The sequence below is a fragment of the Agarivorans sp. QJM3NY_33 genome (assembly GCF_050870865.2).
Classification (GTDB): domain Bacteria; phylum Pseudomonadota; class Gammaproteobacteria; order Enterobacterales; family Celerinatantimonadaceae; genus Agarivorans.
On sequence record NZ_CP194039.2, the window covers coordinates 3,656,434 to 3,679,268 of the forward strand.

The window sequence follows — 22,835 nt, forward strand, 5'->3', positions numbered from 1 at the left end:
AGCAGCTAAAATGGATTTTCTTATAACCTGTGGTACTATGCGCCAAACTTAAAGCTATATGCAGGCCAAAATCCTGCATAAAAATAGAGAAAAGAAATGATGAATACCTCTAAATTAAGTCTGACTCATAAGATATTAATTGGGATGATTACCGGCATCGCGCTTGGTGTGTTCTTGCAAACTTTTTTTGCTGAATCGACCTTTGTAAAAAGCTATATCGTGGATGGGATCCTCAACATTACGGGCTCTATATTTGTTGCCAGCTTAAAAATGTTAGTGGTTCCCTTGGTCTTTGTCTCGTTGGTGTGTGGTGTTGCCTCCATGAAAGACACCGCGCGTCTTGGACGATTAGGTGGCAAAACGGTGCTGCTTTATCTAGCCACTACCGCCATCGCCATTTCTTTAGCGATGGGCGTGGCTCTATTAGTACGCCCTGGTTCAGGTCTAGAAATGGTAAGCGATGCCGCTTTTCATGCCAAACAAGCGCCGAGCCTAAGCCAGGTGATCATCGACATGTTTCCGAATAATCCAATTGCCTCTATGGCAAAGGGCAACATGTTGCAAATCATTGTGTTTGCATTGTTATTTGGGGTCGCTATCGCGATTTCCGGCGAATCAGGTAAGCGTATTGCGAGCCATTTTGAAGATTTAAATGTCGTGATTATGAAATTAGTCACGATCCTGATGAACTTAGCGCCCTATGGCGTATTTGCCCTACTAGCCAAATTGTTCTTCGAGATAGGCTTTAGCGCAATTGCTAGCCTCATGAGTTACTTTATGGTGGTATTAGTTGTGCTACTGCTTCACTCATTGGTGATCTATCCAGTACTCCTTAAAGTGCTAACGGGTCTAAATCCGTTTTTGTTTATCAAAAAAATGCGGGAAGCCATTGTATTTGCGTTTAGTACCGCATCTTCAAATGCGACTATTCCAGTCACCATGGAAACCGCAACCCATAAGTTGGGGGTACGTAACTCAACCGCTTCCTTCACCATTCCTTTAGGTGCAACGATTAACATGGATGGCACCTCTATTATGCAGGGCGTGGCAACCATCTTTATCGCAACAGTTTACAGTATCGATTTAAGTGCTGGTGATTTCATGCTGGTGATTGTGACCGCAACCTTAGCTTCGGTAGGTACTGCAGGAGTCCCCGGCGTCGGCCTGATTACTCTCGCCATGGTGTTACAGCAAGTGGGACTGCCGGTAGAAGGGATCGCCTTAATTATTGGCGTTGACCGCTTATTAGACATGGTTAGAACCGCAGTGAATATTACCGGAGATAGCATGGTAACCGTTGCAGTTGCTAAGTCTGAGGGGGACTTAAACTTAGAGACCTACAACAACCCTCTCGCGGGTTTATCAGAAGAAGAGGTGCGCCTGCCTCACGAATTAGCAAATGATATGCCGCGCGACATAGAAAAAGCCTAAAGCCGAACCAATAAAAAATGCGGTCCAATGACCGCATTTTTTATGCCGCAAAACTTAGCTTTGCTCCAAGCCACTTTGAGTGATATTTAAATTATTTAAAATGCCATTTTGAATCGAATAAATACAGCCGTGTACCGCCAAGAGTTGGCCCTTCTCCCAAGCATTTTGCACGATGGTGGTTTGGCAAACATTCTTTACTTGCTCAATCACGTTTAGTTCACATAGTCGATCGCCACGTTTGGTTTTATCTTCAATTGCATCCAATTCTGCTTGGTGAAAACGGTAAACATCTTTGATGTGACGTAACCAATTATCGATCAAGCCTTTCTGTTCATCTTCCATCGAAGCCAATACGCCCCCACAACCATAATGGCCGGTGACAATAATATGCTTCACCTTCAATACATCAACCGCATATTGAATCACCGAGAGACAGTTTAAATCGGTGTGCACAACCACGTTGGCAATATTACGATGAACAAAAACTTCCCCTGGCGGTAATCGCGCTAACTGATTGGCCGGAACCCGACTATCGCTGCAGCCAATCCATAAAAATTCAGGTGATTGTTGTTCGGATAGGTCGGTAAAAAAGGAGGGATTCTGCTCTTTTATATCTTTTGCCCAACTACGATTATTGTTTATTAGCAGATCTAAACTATTCATTAACACCTCAATTACACTTACCTCGTTAATATTGGCCATTATATTGCCCGATGCAGCAGTTCACCGCTACTGTTTAAGCACAATTAAAAAGGAAACTCAGTTTGACCGGTGCCACTTTGTTGTTTTGCCTGCTCAGCAAGTAATTGACGTTGTTTTCGAATATAACGCTGCCGACGTTGTTTACTTAAGCGCAAAATGTTTTGTTGCTGGGAACTATCCAAAGTTTGCCAAGCAAATCGCTCTTGACGACTACGAAAGCACCCCAAACACAAACCACGACTATTGGTCTGGCAAATACCACGACAAGGATTGGGGATATCAAAAATCTCAAGCTGTTCCATCTAGCGAAGCCCTACGCCTACGACCAACAATACGAACAATTTCTATTTAGTTATTAACCATGGCATAGCTTACCCGATCAGGTCAAAAAAACATCGAAAATGCGGCTCAAGATAAGTCGTGGCAGCAGGTAATACCAATCTGATTAATTATATACTCAACTTATTGCGCAGAATAAATCTATCGACAACCAGCCATAAAGTGCAGTAAGCATTGGCTCCAATTACAAGATGCATCAGGCAGTTAGCGCTGATTTAGGCCAGCAAGAATCAACGGATAATGAGTTAGATTGGTACAAAATGAAGATAACTTTCTGACCCAATAAGGCCCACAAAAAAGGGACCATACTCGGTCCCTTTCATCAATCATCAACAAATCCAGCTTAGGCGTTGGTATCGACCGATGCAGCTTTGGAGATCATCACCATCGCGGGGCGTAACAAGCGACCATTTAGCTCATAGCCTTTTTGCAATACCGCAACCACAGTATTGGGTGCGACACCTTCAACCTCTTGCATGCCCATTGCCTGATGTTTCGCAGGATCAAAGGTATGATCCTGTGGAGAAATTACTTCGATTCCGAATTTCTTCACTGCATCCAATAAAGCTTTCAGGGTTAATTCAACCCCCTCAATCATTGCAGCAAGCGCATCATCCTCATGATTGGCATGTTGCAGGGCCATCTCCATATTATCGATAACTGGCAGTAATTCATTGGCAAACTTTTCCAAAGCAAATTTACGCGCCTTATCCACTTCCTGAGCGGAACGACGACGAATATTATCTACTTCGGCTTTGGCTCGCACAACGCTGTCTTTTTGATCGGCAACGGTCTGCTCTGCTGTCGCTAAACGCTCCAATAACTCTGCAATACTAATTTCTTCAGCCGCCGACTCATTTTCTTCTGCGCTTTCTGGCTCGACAAGTTCTGCCTCAACGGCATCAACGACTTGTTCGTTGTCATTTTCTAGCGGCACGTCTTCAGTCTGTGGTTTGTTTTGCTCACTGCTCATGCAGGGTCTCCGTAATTCTTCACAAATAACACTAATCTGATGCATATTATGGGGATCAAAGCCGTTGTTTCAAGTGATAGTCACGATAAAACTAGCTGAGTTTGATTTACCCGCGTTATAATCGTCAGTAACACAACGTTAAATCAACAAGTTATGACTCAATCTTTCAACACTATTGGTTTGATCGGAAAACCTCACCACGAGGGAGCCAATAACACCCTAACCGCACTTTATCAGTGGTTAAAAAAGCAATCTTTTACAGTACTGGTAGAAGAAATTACCGGTGCCCAACTGGCAATTAGTGACTTACCTTTAGTCAGTATTACCAATTTGGGAGAACAGGCCGACCTAGCAATCGTGGTAGGCGGCGACGGCAATATGTTAGGCGCAGCTCGAGTATTGGCCGACTACGACATTGCGGTGATTGGCGTGAATCGTGGCAACCTTGGTTTTCTAACCGATTTAGATCCAGATAACTTCGAACAACCCTTACAACAGGTACTGAATGGTCAATTTGTTACCGAGAAACGTTTCCTATTAGAAGCACAAGTGCTTAGACATAACACGGTAAAAAGCAGTAATAGCGCGGTCAATGAAGTGGTATTACACCTCGACAAAGTTGCCACCATGCTTGAGTTTGAAGTTTACATCGACCAACACTTTATCTTAAGTCAACGTGCTGACGGAATTATTGTTACCACTCCCACTGGATCAACCGCCTATTCACTCTCCGCTGGCGGACCAATTTTAACCCCAAATTTAGATGCCATTGCTTTAGTTCCGATGTTTCCTCACACCTTAAGTTCACGCCCCATCGTGGTGAACAGTGAAAGTGAAGTAAAATTAAAATTGTCACATGACAACAGTGAACACATGCATATCAGCTGTGACAGCCATATCTCTTTGCCAGTGTTGCCAGGCGATGAAGTCATTATTCGCAAACAAGCTAATCCGCTGCGCTTAGTTCACCCAACCAACTACGACTATTTTAAGATTTTGCAAACTAAATTGGGCTGGGGAAGCCGACTTTTCTAATAACAACAGCAGCAGCTACAAAGGATTTGAGAATTTGACAAATACCGCCACGCCAATTGTTAAGAATCGCCAACAAGTGGTTGAGATCATGCGCCACCTCAAGTTTAGCGACATTTTAGACGTACAGTTTGTCAAACAAGGGAATGTGCGTATCAAGTGTAAATTGCTTGGTCTCGATGATACTAACTTTCTAATGTTTGCCATTCCTCGCTATGCGCAACAGGGTCACAATGATGTACTCGTCGAAGGCATGGACTGCATTGTACGCTCCATTATAGAAGGAGAAGCGGGCCAATGTATTGCCTTTCGCAGTGTAATTACCGACATCATCAAATCCCCCAAGCACCTAATTTTTGTAAAATACCCCAACGAAATAGAACATTTCAGCCTACGTAAGCAACAGCGGGTAGCGATTCGCCTCCCAGCCACAATTAGCCACCGCTCCTCGGTGAGCGACCAACAAGTAGAACATGATTTAAATTTTGAAGGGATTATTTTGGATCTGTCCGCTGGAGGCTGCCGCTTCAAACTGGAATGGCCAGAAAGTTACGGTCCATTTTTATTAGAAAACATCTTTGTTTATATCCGCTTCCCCACTCAAATGGACAATAATGTGGTGATCGAAGGGAGCGTAAAAAGCCAAAGCCGAGATGGTTTAAATCATCTCGCCGTTGGCATCAAGTTCGAAGGGAAAGTCGCGCTAGATAACATTTTCAAGCATCTAGCGCTCGACATATAAAGGCAAAGCAAGGCTTTATCCTTAAGTGCTAATGGTAATAAAACTATCGCAATAAAACTAAGCGACTTCGGCTTTCTGCGGATGATCAAACAACCGAATTACAATTAAGCTAACCAAGGCCACCAATAAAAAACCAAGTACAATCGGGTAACAGGTAAAATTAAAGCTAAAACCGATTAAACTGCCGATTGGGATCCCCACCAGAGTTGATATAAAAGCAACAAAAGCTGAGCCCATCCCCGCGATAGCCCCTAAAGGCTCCATCGCCAAAGAATTCAAATTACCAAATAAAATACCAATACAAAAGAATGCCGGCATCATATAAACCATCAATAAAAAGAGCGACGGGACGCCATTGGTACTGATGAGTACACCAACAAACAAAACACTTAAACTCAGTAGGCACCACAACGCAATGTGGATCATTTTACGCATCCCAATACGGATCACCCAACGACCATTCACCAGCGATGCGACCCCAATCGAGCCAGCGGCCAACGCAAACAGTAAAGCAAAATTACTACCCTGATGGTAGAGTTGAATAAATAGCAGTGGCGCACTGTTCAAGTACCCCATAAATGCCCCAAATATCAAGCCAGAGACAAAGGTATAGGCCAAAGCAGCTCGCTCATTCATCAGTACTTTTAAACTATCCACAAAACTATTAAGCGTCAGCGGTCGACGCTTTTCTGGCACTAAAGTTTCTTCTTGAAAAAAGCCGAACCATAGAGCCGTCACAACCGCCATCAGTAGCAAGACGCCAAAAATCCAACGCCAATGAGCAATGCTCATCACTAACTGACCAAGTGCCGGCGCAATAATAGGAACCACAATAAATACCGAAAATACCACCGACATCACGCGCGCCATCGCCGCGCCTTTAAGCTGATCCCTCACCAAAGCCATGGTGATCACCCTTGGTGCCGCAGCCCCCATGCCTTGTAGCACCCGTCCAGCGATGAACCAAACAAATGAATCGGCCACAATGCACAAAATACTCCCCAAGATAAACAAACCAAAGCCTAAATAAATAGGGCGCTTACGGCCCACCGCATCCGACCAAGGGCCATAAATTAATTGGCCAATAGACAAGCCAACAAATAACCCGGTAATGGTCCACTGCACTTGAGTTGCAGGGCTGAGATTGAAATCTTCGGCAATTGTCACTAAGGCTGGCAACATGGCATCGACTGCCAAGGCAACCAACGACATCATTAATGCCAACAGAACAATAAACCCTTTTGAGTGTACCGGAGTCGTGCCCACAATAGCCCCTTTAAAAATGTGATCTAACTCACCTTATAACATGAGCTGAACAACAATTGCGATAAGCAATAACAATAACCCGCTTAGTTGCGCAAAAAATAAGCCAGTCAAGCGGCTCTTAGCTGTGAATGAAAAGCTCAGCCTGAACGCCGATAATTAGGTCAACAGCTAGCGAGTAGACTCAACAGCAAAGCCTCAAGCAAAAGCAAAGCCTCGGCAGAACAACCATCAAAATAAACCCGTTAAAACCCAAGGCGAGAAATAGTCCAGACTCTGTGTATTATAGTTCAGCCTGAGAACTAATCTTCAGACTTGCCATGACTTAATAACATCGAGAACAAAGCCACTACCGCGGAGCTAAGCATCAGTAACAACGACACTGCATTCAGTACCGGTGTTGAGCCTTCTCTTAAACGGTCGTACATCGCAATGGTCAGTGGCGCATCCGATCCCACTAACATCAAAGTGGTATTAAAGTTTTCAAATGACATCAAAAAACTAACCACTGCGGCACCCACTAATGCAGGGCTTAAAAAAGGCAGTACCACAGTAAAAAAAGCAACCCAACGACTGGCGCCCAAATTGAGTGCAGCTTCCTCAAAACTAAAATCAAACTTACGTAAACGCGCCAAAATAATCAGCGTTGAAATCGTCGTAATAAAAGCCACCTGGCCAATAACCACTAAACTAAATCCCGGTCGCAACCACTCCCATTCCCATAAAAAATACTCTTCCAAACCATTGGCCAGCCGGCTACTGGCCACCAATATTGCAACCCCCAAAATGACTCCAGGGATGACCAAGGGCAATAACAGACCAATATATAACCAGTTTTTACCCGGAAAATCGAAACGTACAAATAGCCAAGCATTGGCCGTAGATAGCAATAACGAAAAAACCGTAACCAAACAGGCGATCATGGCGCTTACGCCAATGCTAGACAGCAAAGGCTGATCGTAAAATATCCCCAGTTTGGGTTGCTGCTGACCGATAAACCAATCGAGGGTGAATCCCTGCCAAGGCAAAGACGCATACAAGCTATCGTTAAAAGCAAATAAACCAACAATGCTCAAAGGCAAAGCCAAAAAAACCAAAAATCCAACCATATAGAAACGGTAAACCGTGTTGGCTGGCCCGCGTAACTGATGCAACATACTAAAGTCCTTTAACGCCCCAGCGTCTTACTGAATGATTGGCCACTCAGTTTCAGCCCCAAGGCGACCACCGCAGAAGAAACCACCAATAACACCACCCCAAAAGCAGCCCCTAACTCCCAGTTAAAACGAGTAATAAACTGGGTGAAAATTTGCTCGGTAAACCATAGGCTATCTTTTCCGCCCAATAAGCGCGGCGTTAAGTAATTCCCTAAACACAGCATAAACACCATAATGCATCCAGAGACGATGCCTGGCATGGCATAAGGGATCACAATCGATTGAGTCACGTTCCAGCCGTTCCCACCTAAATCATAACCGGCTTCAATCAAGCTTTGATCTAAGCCTTCCAGCGTACTCACCAAAGGCACCACCATAAACAGCATGGAGGTATAAACCAAGCCAATCAACATACTCACATCATTGTATAAAAACTCGATTGGCTGCTCGGTTAAACCCAGAGCCATTAAGCCTTGGCTAATCACTCCAGATTCGCGCAATAGAATCATCCAGCCATAAGTTCGCACTAACTCACTCACCCAAAATGGCAATAAACAACTCAGCAATAACAAACGCTTGCTACGTCCCTTAGCCACTTTCGCGATAAAAAATGCAACTGGAAAACTAATCACTAAGGTGATAAAGGTGGCCAATAACGACATCCACACGGTGCGTAACAAGGTGTGCCAATACAGGGGTTCAGAAAAGAACTGCTGATACTGATAAAGGCCAACACTGTCACCCACACTATAATCACGCTTGATTAAAGATAGCTCTAACATTTGCAAATGTGGCAATACAATCAACAGCACAAACCACAGCAGAAAAGGCAAGATTAATAAATAAAAGCCCAGAGTTTTAGCTTTCACCGTTCACCTCTTTCGTGATACAGCGCGCTTGAGATGCATTCCAATAAATACGTAATGGGCTGCCGACCACAATATTTTGCAAAGCAAAGTCAGCGCCAGGAGAAACCCGATAAAGCTCATCATGATGCTGGTCTCTCACCATTAAGGTCGAGCTGGCGCCATCAAACAGACACTCTTCAACCTTCACATCAAACTGATTATCCGCTTTCACATCTTCACCCGCCTTGGCGATACCAATCGCCTCTGGCCGAACAAATACATCTACGGTGGTTTGCGGACGCTGCTGCACATCGGTTTCAACAATCAAGTGTCGCCCTCGGGCGGTCTTCAATAGCGCCACCGCTTGACGTTGCTCGACCACCACCGCCGATAGTTGATTGGTTTGTCCAACAAACTTAGCCACAAAGGCTGACTGCGGTTGATAATAAAGTTGCTGCGGACTTGCCACCTGCTCGAAGCGGCCACGGTTCATCACCGCTACTTTATCCGACATCACCAAGGCTTCAGACTGATCATGCGTAATGTAAATAAAGGTGGTACCAAACTCACGTTGTAAGTGTTTAAGCTCAACCTTCATCTTCTCTCTAAGTTTTAGATCTAAAGCTCCTAGCGGCTCATCAAGTAATAATAAACGCGGCTCTAAGACCAGACTACGGGCGATCGCAATCCGTTGTTTTTGACCACCCGACAACTGGGCAATTTGCTTCTGTTGACTACCGTCTAAACCCACTCGGCTGAGTACATCTTTAATTTTTGCGCTTCGCTCAGCCGCTTTCACACCACGACGCTTTAAACCATAAGCGATATTCTCAGCCACATTCATGTTGGGAAATAAGGCCAAGTGCTGAAACACCATATTCACCGGACGCTTATTGGGGGCCAGCTCATTGACTCGCTTTTGATGGATACGGATCTCTCCCTCACTGGGAAATTCAAAACCAGCAAGCATCCTTAGCAAGGTGGTTTTACCACAGCCCGAAGGCCCTAGAATAGAAAAGAAAGACCCAGCTTCAACATTAAAATTTAAACCGTCTACTGCGGTAAAATCAGAAAAGTGCTTAGAGAGGTGTTCACATTCAAGATCAAATTTAGCGTTTCCCGCCATAGTACAAGTACATCCAAAGATAAAAAAAGAAGGGCCTTACGGCCCATTGATAAGTGCTTATTGTGCAGCTTGCACGCGATCCAGCACCTTGCCTTCCATGGCTTCTAAGCCAGCAGGTACTGCGGGATACCATTTAATATTATCAATATCATCGCTACTAAAACTGGCATTAAACTGTGCTTTAGCCACTTCGTTCACATAGGCATCGGAGCCTTTCGAGGCGGTGAAGTTACCCGCAGACTCGGTAATTTTTGCTGCGATTTCTGGACGCATCACAAAATTGATCCATTGATAAGCGGCGTCGACTGCTTTTGACTTGCGTGGAATCGCAAAAGTATCAATCCAACCTAGCGCGCCAGACTTTGGTGCAACAAACTGAATATTTGCTTGATCTCGGTTTAACTTCCAACCACCTGCATCCCAAGCCATCGCGGCAACCACTTCGTTGGCACGCATCAGGTTCATCAACTCATCACCACCAGACCAGTAAGTTTTCACGATGGGCTTACATTCCACAAGCTTCGCTTCAACCTTATCCAAGATCTGTTGGTATTTGGCAGGATCGGCGTAAGCCGCAAAAGGATCTTCGCCAAGAGCAAAAGCAAAAGCAATTAAAGTAGGACGTTTCAAACGATAAGAAATTTTGCCCTGATACTTGCTTTGACATAAATCGGTATAGTCAGCTACATCTTTGGCCATATTACCGTTCACCACCAAACCGCTGGTTCCCCAAACATGCGGAACACCAAATACTTTATCGCCCACGGCAGTATTTTTCTTGGTCGCATCGAGCATTGAACTAATAATTTGTTTCTGGTCAATTCGGGCTAAATCGATGGGCTGATAAATACCAAACTGTAGTTGCACACCAGTGATACGGTCTTGACTAGGTTGCGCCAAATCGAAACCAGAGCCGCCTGTTGCGCGTAACTTAGAAATCATATCTTCGTTGTTTGATTTGGTGACTTTTACTTCAATACCAGTTTCTTTTTGAAACAAATCGATCACCTCTTGAGGCGCATAACCGCCCCAAGTTAGTAGACGAAGTGTTTCGGCACTGGCTTGCACACTTGCCATGGCTCCCATACCAAGTAACAAGCTGCTTATTGCAAAACGTTTATTCAACATAATATCTTCCATGTATTTCTAAGGTTAATTGGGCTGCCGACTAATACAGCAGCGATACAACAACTATTTGATAAACATGCACTACTTTTATGACACAAATGTGAAGCTGCAAGCAACTAAAAAATGAATAAAAATCAAGCTAAAGCCAGCCATGCCGCCTTAAAACAAGCGCTTACCTGACAAAACAACGGCCAAAAAAACCACCCATTGTGACAAAAATATGAATTCTAGATAACAGAATAACCAATGACCAGAAGTTAACGAGTAGTGAATTGTGCTACTTATATCGGCAATAGGCAGCTAACAATGCTACCTGCATACAATACCTCCAGTAACCACCAAATCATCGGCCATTTGCTACTTTATATAATTAAATCAATTAAATGAGTGACCGAGTTCCAGAGTAATCCTCTCTCTTATGGGCGGCGACATAAGCGTATAAAAATATCCCTTGCCTCATCCTTAGCACCAGTAAACCAGCTTTTTACGATTTGCACTTGCATGCACAAAAATACCGCTATATATTTATACAGCAGCTGTATGGATAAACAGGTATAGGAATGCTCACTCAACTCAGCGTACAAAACTTTGCAATTGTTCGGTTCTTAGAGCTCGATTTAAGCCGAGGCATGACCACCATCACTGGTGAAACTGGCGCAGGTAAATCAATTGCAATCGATGCCTTAGGCTTGTGTTTAGGTAACCGAGCGGAAGCGAGCATGGTGCGCCAGGGTGCCAGTAAGGCAGAAGTCAGTGCGCAATTTGAGATCAGCCAGAACCAAGCCGCGCGGCTATGGCTGCAGCAAAATGAGCTGTTAAGCGACGATGATTGCATATTACGCCGAGTAGTCACCAAAGAAGGTCGCTCTAAAGCCTATATCAATGGTACTGCGGTCCCCTTGGCACAACTCAAACAACTAGGGCAATACCTCGTTAGCATTCATGGGCAACATGCGCATCAGCTATTGCTTAAACCCAGCCAACAACTGGCGATTGTCGATCAGTATGCCGCTCATCCGCAATTGCTGAGTGAAGTGAAACAAGCTTACCAGCATTGGAAAGGCCTCTGTAACGAGCAAGAACTTGCCCAACAGCAACAAAAAGAACTGCTGGCCCAACAACAACTGCTTGAATATCAGGTTAAAGAATTAGACGAGTTTTCTCTGGCTGAAGGGGAATACCAAACCATAGAACAACAACATCAGCGTCTTTCTCACAGCACCGAGCTGCAACAAAGTAGTTTTCAGCTTAGCCAGCTCCTAGCCTTAGATGAGCAAGTTAATGTACTAGACATGCTAGGCCAAGCCTGTAGAACTACCAGCCAGCTTCTCGCGCTCGATCCCAAACTCGAAAACATCAACAATCTGTTACACGATGCACAGATTCAGATTGAAGAAGCCGGCCAACAGTTAGGCCATTACAGCGAGCAGCTAGACTACGACCCAGAGTTATTTGCCGAGTTAGAACTGCGACTCAGCCAAGCCCTTGAGTTGGCCAGAAAACACCATACCAACGCCGAACAACTGCCAGCACTACATTTGAATTTACAGCAACAGTTAGAGCAGCTGAGTCAACAAAGCCAGCGCTTCGAGCATCTTACGGAAGACATTGAGCAGGCATGGCAGATTTATCTAAGTAAGGCCAATAAACTATCGAAAAGTCGCGAACGTGCCGCCAGTAGCCTCAGTAAATTAATCACCAAAGAAATCCATAAACTCAGTATGGCGAAAGCCCAATGTGAATTTGCACTACAAAGTGATGCCAGCCAGTTCACCAATTCAAATGGCGTAGATCGCGTCGAGTTGCGGGTCACCACCAACCCTGGTCAGCCGATGCAAAGTATTGATAAAGTGGCCTCTGGCGGAGAACTCTCCCGTATTGGTTTGGCCATTCAAGTGATTTGCTCAGCCAGTATTTTAACCCCAACCCTGATCTTCGATGAAGTTGACGTAGGCATTAGTGGACCAACCGCCGCAGTGGTGGGCGGCATGCTACGAAAACTTGGGCAACAGTGCCAAGTATTGTGTGTGACCCACTTACCACAGGTAGCGGGACATGGTCATCAACAGATGTTAGTGAGTAAGCAACAGAAGAAAAATGAAACCATCACCAACATGCTCACTTTAAACGGCCAACAACGTCTCGAAGAATTGGCTCGCCTGCTCGCCGGCGATGCAATTACCCCTTCTGCACTGGCAAATGCGCAAGAATTGTTGGTTGAAGACTAAATTCTTCGTAGTAGACGCTTCTTTTTCGGGCGGGGCTTGGTTATGATGCCTTCCTTAACAAGGAGCTTCGATTAACAATGCGTTTCACAGCTAAAATTTTTATTCTACTTGCCAGCCTCGGACTTAGCGCCTGTTCAGCCTTCGATTGGATGGTATATAAGGTTGATATCCCACAGGGTAACTACATCGACGATGCCAAAGTAGAACAGCTCCGCGTCAACATGACCAAGGAGCAGGTTCAATTTGTATTGGGTTCACCGATGTTAGTAGATGCTTTCGACCAAGAACGTTGGTACTACCTATACAGTTACAAAAGTGGTAATGGCTCACTCGAACGAAGAAATTTGGTGGTTGAGTTTGTGAATAACCACCTAGCGCTGGTTGAAGGTGACTACCAAATTAGTAAAGACTTTATGGTGCCTCTCGAAGACGAAACCAGCTAACTGCCCCCAAGCATATAAAAAAGCCAGATCATCGATCTGGCTTTTTGGTTTAAGCTTCAGCGCGTTGCTTGGGCCTGCCACCGGTGGTTTTATCTGCCCTCCCCGCAGCCTTTGCGCGTTCAGCTCTAATTTTACGAAGCTCTTTAGGATCGGCAATTAAGGGACGATAGATTTCAATTCTATCGCCATCACGCAAAGTTTGATCCAGTTTAGCCGCTCGACTAAAAATGCCAACCGAAGCCGACTCAGGCTCAATCTCTGGAAAGTGATCCACAATACCCGACTGCTTAATGGCGGCCAAAATATCGCAGCCTTGTGCAACACTCAGTGCCAGTAATACTTGACGCTCTGGTAAGCCATATACCACTTCAATATTAATTTTTTCGCTCACCACTAATACACCTGTTTTGCTCGGTCGACAAAAGCCTGCACCATCGAGCCGGCCAATTCTTGAAAGACTCGGCCAAAGGCCGCTGCAATCAACTTGTTGCTAAATTCAAAGTTCAAATCCAGCATCACCTTACAGGCTTGCTCATCTAAAGCGACAAAATGCCATACTCCAGTTAAGGACTTAAACGGCCCATTCACCAAGTTCATCTGAATCGATTGATCTTCAGTTAAAGTATTTTCCGTCACAAAGCTGTTTTTAATACCAGCCTTGGCCACCCCAACCTGAGCCACCATGCTCAGCGGGCCCTGCTCAATAATTTCACTACTCACGCACCCCGGTAAAAACTCGGGATAAGCGTCAACATCATTCACTAATTGGTACATTTGCTTGGCGCTAAACATCACCAAGGCACTACGGTTTACTTGCGGCATAACCCACTCTTTCTTCAAATCTGGCAACATTTTAGCATTCACACGGCTAAACCGCACAATATCAGTTTTAAACCCTCGCTGCATGCGTATAATAGCGGCCTATGAGTAAGAATAAATCAAAATCAAAAGCCGGTTCAAATACCATCGCGCTGAATAAAAGAGCGCGCCATGAGTACCGTATCGAAGATAAATTCGAAGCGGGTATTGAACTTCAAGGCTGGGAAGTTAAATCAATGAGAACCGGTAAGGTTAACATCGCCGAGAGCTACGTATATGTTCGCGACGGTGAAGCCTTTGTTTCCGGTTTAAATGTTCAACCCTTATTATCGGCTTCCACTCACGTGGTTGCCGACCCAACCCGGATCCGCAAACTGCTGCTAAACCGACGCGAGTTAGATAAACTGATTGGCGCGGTTGAACGCCAAGGTTATACCATTGTTGCCACGGCGCTCTACTGGAAAGCCTCTTGGGCCAAACTAGAGATAGGCTTAGCCAAAGGTAAGAAAGATCAAGACAAACGCGAAGACGAGAAAGATCGCGAATGGCAACGCACCAAAGACCGAGTGATGAAACACAGCTTTAGATAAACACTCAACTGGACAAATAAACAGCATTTAAACCCAAGCCGCTATCGGTTTGTATCAGGCTTGTGTTAGAATGTTCTAGAAATTCCGGGGCTGAATTGGATTCGACAGGATCAGGAAGGCTTGTGGAGCATGTCGTGGGGCGGTTTGCCACGTAAAAAGCCGCAAAAAAATAGTCGCAAACGACGAAAACTACGCACTAGCAGCTTAATAACCTGCTAGAGCACTTCTACCCTAGCTTCCGCTTGTAAGACGGGGAATCATAGAAGTTCAAACCCAAACAAGATAGCGAGGGACGCTTTGACTAGAGAGCCGAACCGCGAAATAGAATTCTGGTATGTGAGTAAGTGGCGTGTTTGTTCGCAGCTTGCTAACGAGAATAAAGACAAACTAAGCATGTAGCGCCATTGGTTAGAATGGTTTTGGACGCGGGTTCGAAACCCGCCAGCTCCACCAACACCACATTGAAAGACGTCTTAGGGCGTCTTTTTTTGTACCTGTAATTCGCCTTAGCAACACTCTCGTTTATTTTAACCAATTCCAAACTGCCTGTGCGGGCGAGTACTGCGCAGCAATGGCTACGAGCGAGAGGCATGGATGCCGAACTGGGTGAGCCGCAAGGATGCATTTCACCGCCATTTTCAATCCATTCCCATTTCTGAGCTGCCTGTCCGGCGAGTATTGCGCAGCAATGGCTACGAGCGAGAGGCATGGATGCCGAACTGGGTGAGCCGCAGGGATGTATTTCACCACCATTTTCAATCCATTCTCATTTCTAAGCTGCCTGTGCGGGCGAGTATTGCGCAGCAATGGCTACGAGCGAGAGGCATGGATGCCGAACTGGGTGAGCCGCAGGGATGTATTTCACCGCCATTTTCAATCCATTCTCATTTCTGAGCTGCCTGTGCGGCAGTGAACACTAATGATGGTTGGGCTTATGCTCAAGAAATTTTCTGAGCTGCCTGTGCGGCAGTGAACTGGATAATTTAAAGCTCATATGCTTTTTTTAATTTCTGAGCTGCCTGTGCGGCAGTGAACTCAGCGCATTGTTAAACAGGCTAAGCCTGATTTTTCTGAGCTGCCTGTGCGGCAGTGAACTACACCTGCCCAGAATGCGGGAATCCGTTAAATTTCTGAGCTGCCTGTGCGGCAGTGAACCAGAGTAAGCAATAAACTGCACGTACTCAACTTTTCTGAGCTGCCTGTGCGGCAGTGAACATTAAAGTGAACGACTGACCGCGCGCCATTTATTTCTGAGCTGCCTGTGCGGCAGTGAACGCTTGTAACTCATATTACAAAGTTAGCATGCTTTTCTGAGCTGCCTGTGCGGCAGTGAACAATCGTATTCATATTGGTAAATACTCCCATTATTTCTGAGCTGCCTGTGCGGCAGTGAACAAGCAATGGGACATATGTTACTATCAGTTCTATTTCTGAGCTGCCTGTGCGGCAGTGAACTCATCCACGACACCCAAAAACCTTTTTAAACGTTTCTGAGCTGCCTGTGCGGCAGTGAACTTTAGCTGTCGCTTAGTGTCTTTGTATAGGTATTTCTGAGCTGCCTGTGCGGCAGTGAACGCACTAATAAAACAGCATCTAATTTATCAACGTTTCTGAGCTGCCTGTGCGGCAGTGAACGCATGACTTAGGTAATACTGCCACACACTTTATTTCTGAGCTGCCTGTGCGGCAGTGAACTTTAAGTCGTGGTAAACCAGTTGTGACTAATATTTTCTGAGCTGCCTGTGCGGCAGTGAACATATGCCTAATATGATGCAGCGTTTTTCTGCTTTTTCTGAGCTGCCTGTGCGGCAGTGAACTGGGATATTGTCAAAGCTACTCCTGATATCAATTTCTGAGCTGCCTGTGCGGCAGTGAACTACCGCCTTTCTATGCTCGCGCTTTGCAGCAGTTTCTGAGCTGCCTGTGCGGCAGTGAACCAAACGTAAGCAAGATGCAGAAAATATACGGATTTCTGAGCTGCCTGTGCGGCAGTGAACCGTTGGTTTGGTCGCTACGCCTCGCAATGTGCTTTCTGAGCTGCCTGTGCGGCAGTGAACGAGGAATGACAATTGGAATCTTATTATTTGTTTTTCTGAGCTGCCTGTGCGGCAGTGAACAGAAACTTGGCTTTTAAATGGTACTTGGCAAATTTCTGAGCTGCCTGTGCGGCAGTGAACGCATCTTGACGCGGCCAAGACAGCGCTTGATATTTCTGAGCTGCCTGTGCGGCAGTGAACATGAGTAATTACATTGGTTTGCATTATTTTTATTTCTGAGCTGCCTGTGCGGCAGTGAACTGTTACGCATTTATTTTGATGCCGCCCAAAATTTTCTGAGCTGCCTGTGCGGCAGTGAACACCTAAAGAATAAATGAACCGCGCTTATAAGCTTTTCTGAGCTGCCTGTGCGGCAGTGAACCCTGCTAACAGTTTTAGACTCATATCCTTCAATTTCTGAGCTGCCTGTGCGGCAGTGAACGGCGACTCGATCATTGTTGGCCGGATTTATGATTTCTGAGCTGCCTGTGCGGCAGTGAACCTGATTGCGCGATCATCTGTTTCAATTCAGCGTTTCTGAGCTGCCTGTGCGGCAGTGAACTATTGTAGCCTTTTTCACCATTTTCATCGCTATTTCTGAGCTGCCTGTGCGGCAGTGAACTAGTTCTGGCGCTAATTGTGAAGGTTCTTCTTTTTCTGAGCTGCCTGTGCGGCAGTGAACTCATCAGCATCAACAACGTTCTGTGATTGGGCTTTCTGAGCTGCCTGTGCGGCAGTGAACAAGCCAGCTGCTGATTTATTTAATTCTAATTTTTTCTGAGCTGCCTGTGCGGCAGTGAACATTACCGACTTACAAAACGCTGGGGGTTGAGTTTTCTGAGCTGCCTGTGCGGCAGTGAACGGTTTAGCACGTCATCAGCCATGACTTTGCCATTTCTGAGCTGCCTGTGCGGCAGTGAACTGCTGCAATTAAACCAGTGTAAGCGCCAACAATTTCTGAGCTGCCTGTGCGGCAGTGAACGAGCCCTTGGCCGCTAGCGCCATAATGGCCAATTTCTGAGCTGCCTGTGCGGCAGTGAACATTGAAATTGTAGGTTGTAACTATTCTATTGATTTCTGAGCTGCCTGTGCGGCAGTGAACGGTATCACAGCGACTAGCTAACATATAGATTATTTCTGAGCTGCCTGTGCGGCAGTGAACCAAGCAAAAAGGTTGCCTAAGTTTGCTTTGACTTTCTGAGCTGCCTGTGCGGCAGTGAACAATCATATTCCCATTCGAATCGTATTCATAGTTTTCTGAGCTGCCTGTGCGGCAGTGAACAAGCAATTAAAAAAGTATGTAAAACGTTGCCATTTCTGAGCTGCCTGTGCGGCAGTGAACAAGAATGTGAAGCTTTCGAGGCAATCGGTAAATTTCTGAGCTGCCTGTGCGGCAGTGAACGTGTTAAGGGTGAGTGGAAACCTGCACAAGTATTTCTGAGCTGCCTGTGCGGCAGTGAACAATCATATTCCCATTAGAATCGTATTCCCATATTTCTGAGCTGCCTGTGCGGCAGTGAACCTTTCGAGAATTGCGCGGCAAACGCTTCGCTATTTCTGAGCTGCCTGTGCGGCAGTGAACGAGATACTTTCCTATGGGAATACGATTCTAATTTTCTGAGCTGCCTGTGCGGCAGTGAACATGTTTACCCAAAAAACCACATTGAAGTTGTATTTCTGAGCTGCCTGTGCGGCAGTGAACAGTTATTAACACCAGCAGGAATACGACCATCATTTCTGAGCTGCCTGTGCGGCAGTGAACGCAAGAGCTTTGTGATCGTGTTATGGGTTTTTTTTCTGAGCTGCCTGTGCGGCAGTGAACAAGCAAGTAATTGTCACTATTTGCTTTCCATTTTTCTGAGCTGCCTGTGCGGCAGTGAACAATAGAATATCAGCATAAAAATAAGTTACAACAAGTCGTTAGCTTAACATTTATATTTTAAGCTTATAAAAACGACCTGTGTGTAAGCTGTTGTTTTAAAGGTATATTTTTAAAGAGCCAAAATAAAGGGTTAAAATTGAGGAATACTTCCTTGCCTAGTTAAACCATAGCTATCAAAAGCGCATTCCCCCTCAGAATCACTTTTCGATGTAATTTGAGCAATAAATAAAGGAAAACGAGTCTGTTTGCTATAGCTATGTATATACACAAAGGGCGCTTTAATTTTTCTAGGCTTATAGCCTTCGAAGTGAGCAGAAGCTTGCTCCCATGTTTCATGATGCCGCTTCATTCTGCGCGTGATGCTTTGCTTGATACTTGCCGCAAATGCTGGCCGCGCGTAACTAACAAATGACTTGACCTTTTCAGGTACAGGTTTGATGCGGGTAATATGTAAATAATCGTTATATTTAGCTAACCATAATTCTATGTTCAACGCAGCTAAGCATGACTCGGTTTCAGCAAACAACCGAAGCTTGGCACCTAAACGACACTTCTGTGCGCAATATTGTGGGAAACCAGCGGCAATGTTAAATTGGCCTTGCTGATTTTTATAATCGACCAGAGCCAAATGTACTTGGTGATAAAGCTTTTCCCACAAAAAATAATGCCCAAGGTCATCATTTGGTAACAAACTAATGTCGAGATAATATTTCATTAGAACTCCTATTCACCAAATACACCACCACGGATCAGCATCGCCATAATATAATGCTGCTGCTCAAGCTCAGGCTCTTTACCTTTTAACATCCACCCATCGAGTAACTTATAAAAATCCATACTCTCTTTTGGCTGGCGATATGCTGCGCCGCGATTGGTCACCGAACCGTATGGTTCTACCGCAATTGGACCAATTTCTTCCGCTTCAGAGTGCCATGTGTCAATGGTACGTAGTGCATTGCCTATTTTTTGCGAGTGCATTGCCGCTTGACCGTCGAGTTGATATAAAAATTTACTCTTATCACCTTTACCGCCACCCATCACTAACTCTTGAGATGGGTAAACCGCTTGGCCTTGCCCTAATTGGCTATAGGCTTCAACCTTGATAAAAGCATGTTGCTCTGTCAGCCCTAATTGAATAACTTTTGCTAACTGGTTCACTTGCTCATTTTCATCAAAGTTGCGCAAGCTAAACTCATAACTATTAAAGATAAGTTGCTGGTTATCCGCAGTAACCACAATTTTTACAGCCTCTGCGCCGACTCGGTTACGCCATAAGAAGCGACCATTGGCAATGTTCTGTGCATAACGTTTTGCCAGTTCTTTAAATTCTGTTGCGCCTTGATAGTGCTTTACTTTTTCGGCTAGTGCACTTTGATAATCAGGATTATTACAGGTTGAAGGAACATGCAAGTTACTTAATACGCGAAGAGTAAATACCAACTTTAAGGTATCGGCACTATGCGGTAATGCTGCGACATCAACGGTTTGTAAATTCGCTTTTGAGACTTCCGCATCGAGTTTTGCAGGGTCATTCGCTGTCGCCGCTTTTAGCCTGTTTGAAATAGTACCTCTTACAGCTTTTTCTCCAACCACAATTGGCTGCCAACTGTTTTCAGTAAAGTTACCCGCAAACATCAAGGCATCCGATGGAATTAGCTTGGCTTCAAAAGCCAATACAGAAGGGGTTTTAAGTTTTACATCAGCCATAGTTAAATCTCCGTTAATTATAAAAAGTCAGGGTCAAATGCAGAGGTGCTAGCCAGCATTTCAGCATCGGGTTCTAAAATAGTTGTTGTACTGGATGGTGTTTTGGCCAAGTACCAAGGGTGTTGATGGGTATAACGCCAAATGCTGAGGTTTATATCCTTTAAGCGATGTACACTTTGCCATTCCCCCACACTGTAAGCCGTTTCGGCAAATGCCACTGGCACGGTTTCATCTCTCACACAACTCACCTCTCCGGGCGAATACAACTCTGAAATAGCGTAATACCCGGCAGCAATGGGCACTAAATAACCAGCATTCGGTTTAGGTAGGTAATCCCACTTGGCTTTTATTGTTGAGGGGCTCTCAGCCTGTTGCCTAGGCTCGCCTTGCTTATGCTCTAATGGTTGCTCTTCTAGTGGTGTGGCTTGGTATTTTAACTTGCTAAAATCGCACCAAGCATTAAACAAACAGGTATCTTGTTGCTTGGCTTTTAATGCTAAATAATGTGCTTCGAGGTAATCACTTCTATCTAACAATACGAAACCAGGCATTAAGCGGCGCAGTGCTTTTTGTTGTGAATCGTCATCATTTAATATTTCACAAGATGCAAAATCGGTGATTTGCCCCCCCGCCAAACGCATGGATGGAATGGTCTGTTGTACATGCTCTTGCAGTGCTTGCTCGGTAGTTTGATCGCCAGCAACCAAACCTTCTATTTCAATCAGTAAAGAAACTTGCATATTCATACGGCCTTCTTCATTGATTGGCGCGGTGTTGCCTTGCTGGGTTAGCGGGTTACGAGTTAAGGCAAATACATAATCCCCCCATCCTTTTGGCTGACGCGCATGCACATGGTTGCGATGGCTAATCACCGCTACACCACCGAGAGAAATACCGAGCCGTTCAGATAATTGACGCGATAAGGCATGAGCAAAACCTAAGAAATTAGTCACCGCTGGAAAGCCATAAGTTAGCCCTGCAATGGCATTGGCATTTTGAACATTCAACTTTTTAAGTAAAAGATATTGATGCATGTTACTTATCTCCAAGCTTTGGGGTGTGGCGTTCAAAGGCTTTGAGTTCATGCAGGCAAAGCTTTTTGAAATACTGATGCTCAACATCACCCAATAGGTAATGCTGCTTACTTTCAAGCTTGCGTAATAACCAGAGAGAAAAGTCATGGGCGACCACACCTAGCCAATCGCCTTTTTCACGCTCTGCTTGAAATTTCGCGCTTGGGTTATAAACATCTAACCAAAGCGCATGCTGATGTTTCATTTGGCATTCACGGGTACTGGCCCATCCGGCATGTTCAGTTAAATTTTGAATTTGCACCACATGATTAAACAGGCTGTCGAGTAAAGGTTGAACAAAGCCATAGTCTCGTTTGTAACGGGTTTTAAAGTTTCTGTCTTGCTCTGTTAAGCCCGTTAAAAATGCTTTAAATTCACGTGTAAGAGCAGATGTTTTATAACTAAACTCACGGTTGAAAATACTGCTATGGGTAAGCGGTGGCTTCGATTGCGTTTGATAAGTCGGCGGGGCACAGTTGAGTAAAAAGCTTTGCCCATAACGTTCGCTATTTAACTGTGAAATATTCTGGGGTTTCGAACCACCAAAATTTTGCACGGCTGTCGCCGGAAAGCTTTCTGCTAACTGTTGATGAAAATGACCTTTCTTGCGCGCGTCTCGGACCTCTTTTGCCTCACCAAAGCGAGTTTTGGTGACTTGCTTATGTAGCTCATGAGCCAGCGAAGACGAAAACAAGGGGCACAGTAAATGATATTTCGGTTTACTTTCTGCCTGTAAGTTAATTGGATAATAAAGTTGCTTGGTCAGCGTATGGCCCGAGAGTTTTTCATCACCCAGTGCTTTTTCAAAACCGGCTTGCCATTCACTGAGTAACACAAGATCTTCGGTAAAGGCTTTTAAGGCATCGATGTGTTTATCTTGTAATTGACCAATCAAACTCTCGTTATTGACAGTTATTTTTAATAATTTTGCCACGTCAAGCGCGGCAGCATTACCCACTGCATCAATGGCTTTGTTATCTAAACTGGCCGTAATTACATAGCCCATAAGATCTTGCTCAGCACCAGCATCCAAAATGCTGCTGGCCTTAGCATCACTATGGGTAAATTTTGCAGCATGAGTCGCCAAACTAATTTGTTTCGCTCTACGCGCTGCATCACTTAACCAAGTTACAGGGTTAAAAGCCGCTTCAATCGGTGCTGCCGCTTCATGATATTGCAACTTCGCAACGCTTATCTCAGTTGGGTCATCACTCTTTTCGAGCACCTTGTCGCGCGCTTTTTGCAGCGGCTCCAGTTTGCTTTGTTTGCGTTGCTCAATATATTCGGCAAGCGCATCGCTTAAGGTCAATTGCATT

General features: G+C 45.0%; 20 protein-coding genes, 1 other RNA gene and 1 CRISPR repeat array. Of the genes, 7 read left to right on the plus strand and 14 right to left on the minus strand.

Translation table 11 applies throughout. The features are described 5' to 3' along the window. Positions 1-96: 96 nt before the first annotated feature. Positions 97-1,431 carry a dicarboxylate/amino acid:cation symporter gene (locus tag ACRRSY_RS16525; protein WP_432452160.1) on the plus strand — a complete coding sequence of 445 codons (1,335 nt, stop codon included), beginning with the start codon at positions 97-99 and terminating at the stop codon, positions 1,429-1,431. 54 nt (positions 1,432-1,485) lie between these two features. On the opposite strand, the gene can is transcribed toward ACRRSY_RS16525, so the two are convergent. The 3 genes from can to grpE form a co-directional block, all read right to left on the minus strand. Further along, the gene (gene can / locus ACRRSY_RS16530; protein ID WP_432452159.1) at positions 1,486-2,094 is read right to left on the minus strand and encodes a carbonate dehydratase; all 609 of its coding nucleotides are present in this window, start codon (positions 2,092-2,094) and stop codon (positions 1,486-1,488) included. Between the two features lie 83 nt (positions 2,095-2,177). After that, on the minus strand, positions 2,178-2,435 hold the full coding sequence (locus ACRRSY_RS16535; RefSeq protein WP_432452158.1) for a DUF1289 domain-containing protein: 258 nt from the start codon (positions 2,433-2,435) through the stop codon (positions 2,178-2,180). 380 nt (positions 2,436-2,815) lie between these two features. After that, entirely contained in the window at positions 2,816-3,445 is a 630-nt protein-coding gene (gene grpE / locus ACRRSY_RS16540) for a nucleotide exchange factor GrpE (protein ID WP_432452157.1), read from the minus strand. 153 nt (positions 3,446-3,598) lie between these two features. Between grpE and nadK the strand changes: the two genes are divergently transcribed. Together nadK and ACRRSY_RS16550 are read left to right on the plus strand one after the other, a co-directional pair. After that, positions 3,599-4,480 carry an NAD(+) kinase gene (nadK, locus tag ACRRSY_RS16545; protein ID WP_432452156.1) on the plus strand — a complete coding sequence of 294 codons (882 nt, stop codon included), beginning with the start codon at positions 3,599-3,601 and terminating at the stop codon, positions 4,478-4,480. Positions 4,481-4,514: 34 nt separating this feature from the next. Then, positions 4,515-5,219, plus strand: a complete 705-nt coding sequence (locus ACRRSY_RS16550) for a flagellar brake domain-containing protein (RefSeq protein WP_432452155.1) — start codon at positions 4,515-4,517, stop codon at positions 5,217-5,219. 57 nt (positions 5,220-5,276) lie between these two features. Here ACRRSY_RS16550 and ACRRSY_RS16555 read toward each other — a convergent pair whose 3' ends face one another. The 5 genes from ACRRSY_RS16555 to ACRRSY_RS16575 all read right to left on the minus strand — a co-directional run bounded on the left by ACRRSY_RS16555 (position 5,277) and on the right by ACRRSY_RS16575 (position 10,741). Beyond that, positions 5,277-6,485 (minus strand): multidrug effflux MFS transporter, encoded by a 1,209-nt coding sequence (locus ACRRSY_RS16555; protein ID WP_432463653.1) that lies wholly within the window; start codon positions 6,483-6,485, stop codon positions 5,277-5,279. Positions 6,486-6,784: 299 nt separating this feature from the next. Then, positions 6,785-7,639, minus strand: coding sequence for an ABC transporter permease (locus ACRRSY_RS16560; protein WP_432463654.1), 855 nt, complete (start codon positions 7,637-7,639; stop codon positions 6,785-6,787). 11 nt (positions 7,640-7,650) lie between these two features. Further along, the gene (locus tag ACRRSY_RS16565) at positions 7,651-8,508 is read right to left on the minus strand and encodes an ABC transporter permease (protein WP_432452152.1); all 858 of its coding nucleotides are present in this window, start codon (positions 8,506-8,508) and stop codon (positions 7,651-7,653) included. Next, the gene (locus ACRRSY_RS16570) at positions 8,498-9,613 is read right to left on the minus strand and encodes an ABC transporter ATP-binding protein (RefSeq protein WP_432463655.1); all 1,116 of its coding nucleotides are present in this window, start codon (positions 9,611-9,613) and stop codon (positions 8,498-8,500) included. The genes ACRRSY_RS16565 and ACRRSY_RS16570 overlap by 11 nt, the downstream gene beginning before the upstream one ends. 57 nt (positions 9,614-9,670) lie before the next feature. Continuing rightward, the gene (locus tag ACRRSY_RS16575) at positions 9,671-10,741 is read right to left on the minus strand and encodes an extracellular solute-binding protein (protein ID WP_432459872.1); all 1,071 of its coding nucleotides are present in this window, start codon (positions 10,739-10,741) and stop codon (positions 9,671-9,673) included. Between the two features lie 560 nt (positions 10,742-11,301). On the opposite strand from ACRRSY_RS16575, the gene recN reads away from it, so the two are divergent. Both recN and ACRRSY_RS16585 read left to right on the plus strand, forming a co-directional pair. Then, a complete protein-coding gene (gene recN / locus ACRRSY_RS16580) occupies positions 11,302-12,969 on the plus strand; it encodes a DNA repair protein RecN (protein WP_432452149.1) in 1,668 nt (555 codons plus the stop codon). 77 nt (positions 12,970-13,046) lie between these two features. Continuing rightward, positions 13,047-13,412, plus strand: a complete 366-nt coding sequence (locus ACRRSY_RS16585) for an outer membrane protein assembly factor BamE (protein ID WP_432452148.1) — start codon at positions 13,047-13,049, stop codon at positions 13,410-13,412. A gap of 49 nt (positions 13,413-13,461) precedes the next feature. On the opposite strand, the gene ACRRSY_RS16590 is transcribed toward ACRRSY_RS16585, so the two are convergent. Both ACRRSY_RS16590 and ACRRSY_RS16595 read right to left on the minus strand, forming a co-directional pair. Further along, positions 13,462-13,803 carry an RnfH family protein gene (locus ACRRSY_RS16590; RefSeq protein WP_432452147.1) on the minus strand — a complete coding sequence of 114 codons (342 nt, stop codon included), beginning with the start codon at positions 13,801-13,803 and terminating at the stop codon, positions 13,462-13,464. Between the two features lie 2 nt (positions 13,804-13,805). After that, a complete protein-coding gene (locus tag ACRRSY_RS16595) occupies positions 13,806-14,234 on the minus strand; it encodes an SRPBCC family protein (protein ID WP_432452146.1) in 429 nt (142 codons plus the stop codon). 101 nt (positions 14,235-14,335) lie between these two features. Here ACRRSY_RS16595 and smpB point away from each other — a divergent pair, with 101 nt between their 5' ends. Together smpB and ssrA are read left to right on the plus strand one after the other, a co-directional pair. Further along, a complete protein-coding gene (smpB, locus tag ACRRSY_RS16600; RefSeq protein WP_432452145.1) occupies positions 14,336-14,821 on the plus strand; it encodes an SsrA-binding protein SmpB in 486 nt (161 codons plus the stop codon). Between the two features lie 86 nt (positions 14,822-14,907). Continuing rightward, positions 14,908-15,274: a transfer-messenger RNA gene (gene ssrA, locus ACRRSY_RS16605) on the plus strand. A 434-nt stretch (positions 15,275-15,708) separates the two neighbouring features. Then, a CRISPR array of direct repeats spans positions 15,709-18,739; the repeat unit is 28 nt; unit sequence TTTCTGAGCTGCCTGTGCGGCAGTGAAC. Between the two features lie 130 nt (positions 18,740-18,869). Here ssrA and cas6f read toward each other — a convergent pair. The 4 genes from cas6f to csy1 are packed head-to-tail and all read right to left on the minus strand — an operon-like array spanning position 18,870 to position 22,834. Then, positions 18,870-19,454 carry a type I-F CRISPR-associated endoribonuclease Cas6/Csy4 gene (cas6f, locus tag ACRRSY_RS16610; RefSeq protein WP_432463656.1) on the minus strand — a complete coding sequence of 195 codons (585 nt, stop codon included), beginning with the start codon at positions 19,452-19,454 and terminating at the stop codon, positions 18,870-18,872. An 8-nt stretch (positions 19,455-19,462) separates the two neighbouring features. Beyond that, entirely contained in the window at positions 19,463-20,446 is a 984-nt protein-coding gene (gene csy3 / locus ACRRSY_RS16615) for a type I-F CRISPR-associated protein Csy3 (RefSeq protein ID WP_432463657.1), read from the minus strand. Between the two features lie 17 nt (positions 20,447-20,463). Further along, a complete protein-coding gene (gene csy2, locus ACRRSY_RS16620; protein WP_432463658.1) occupies positions 20,464-21,480 on the minus strand; it encodes a type I-F CRISPR-associated protein Csy2 in 1,017 nt (338 codons plus the stop codon). Between the two features lies 1 nt (position 21,481). Then, complete coding sequence (csy1, locus tag ACRRSY_RS16625) at positions 21,482-22,834, minus strand: type I-F CRISPR-associated protein Csy1 (RefSeq protein ID WP_432463659.1); 1,353 nt, start codon at positions 22,832-22,834, stop codon at positions 21,482-21,484. Position 22,835: the final 1 nt, after the last annotated feature.

Excerpts from the sequence above, each read along its gene's own strand:
- ACRRSY_RS16585 (WP_432452148.1), top strand. The coding sequence starts at position 13,047 with ATGCGTTTCACAGCTAAAATTTTTATTCTACTTGCCAGCCTCGGACTT.
- cas6f (WP_432463656.1), bottom strand. The coding sequence starts at position 19,454 with ATGAAATATTATCTCGACATTAGTTTGTTACCAAATGATGACCTTGGG.
- ACRRSY_RS16575 (WP_432459872.1), bottom strand. The coding sequence starts at position 10,741 with ATGTTGAATAAACGTTTTGCAATAAGCAGCTTGTTACTTGGTATGGGA.
- grpE (WP_432452157.1), bottom strand. The coding sequence starts at position 3,445 with ATGAGCAGTGAGCAAAACAAACCACAGACTGAAGACGTGCCGCTAGAA.
- recN (WP_432452149.1), top strand. The coding sequence starts at position 11,302 with ATGCTCACTCAACTCAGCGTACAAAACTTTGCAATTGTTCGGTTCTTA.
- smpB (WP_432452145.1), top strand. The coding sequence starts at position 14,336 with ATGAGTAAGAATAAATCAAAATCAAAAGCCGGTTCAAATACCATCGCG.
- ACRRSY_RS16535 (WP_432452158.1), bottom strand. The coding sequence starts at position 2,435 with ATGGAACAGCTTGAGATTTTTGATATCCCCAATCCTTGTCGTGGTATT.
- can (WP_432452159.1), bottom strand. The coding sequence starts at position 2,094 with ATGAATAGTTTAGATCTGCTAATAAACAATAATCGTAGTTGGGCAAAA.
- ACRRSY_RS16560 (WP_432463654.1), bottom strand. The coding sequence starts at position 7,639 with ATGTTGCATCAGTTACGCGGGCCAGCCAACACGGTTTACCGTTTCTAT.
- ACRRSY_RS16525 (WP_432452160.1), top strand. The coding sequence starts at position 97 with ATGATGAATACCTCTAAATTAAGTCTGACTCATAAGATATTAATTGGG.
- ACRRSY_RS16595 (WP_432452146.1), bottom strand. The coding sequence starts at position 14,234 with ATGCCGCAAGTAAACCGTAGTGCCTTGGTGATGTTTAGCGCCAAGCAA.
- csy3 (WP_432463657.1), bottom strand. The coding sequence starts at position 20,446 with ATGGCTGATGTAAAACTTAAAACCCCTTCTGTATTGGCTTTTGAAGCC.
- nadK (WP_432452156.1), top strand. The coding sequence starts at position 3,599 with ATGACTCAATCTTTCAACACTATTGGTTTGATCGGAAAACCTCACCAC.
- csy1 (WP_432463659.1), bottom strand. The coding sequence starts at position 22,834 with ATGCAATTGACCTTAAGCGATGCGCTTGCCGAATATATTGAGCAACGC.
- csy2 (WP_432463658.1), bottom strand. The coding sequence starts at position 21,480 with ATGCATCAATATCTTTTACTTAAAAAGTTGAATGTTCAAAATGCCAAT.
- ACRRSY_RS16570 (WP_432463655.1), bottom strand. The coding sequence starts at position 9,613 with ATGGCGGGAAACGCTAAATTTGATCTTGAATGTGAACACCTCTCTAAG.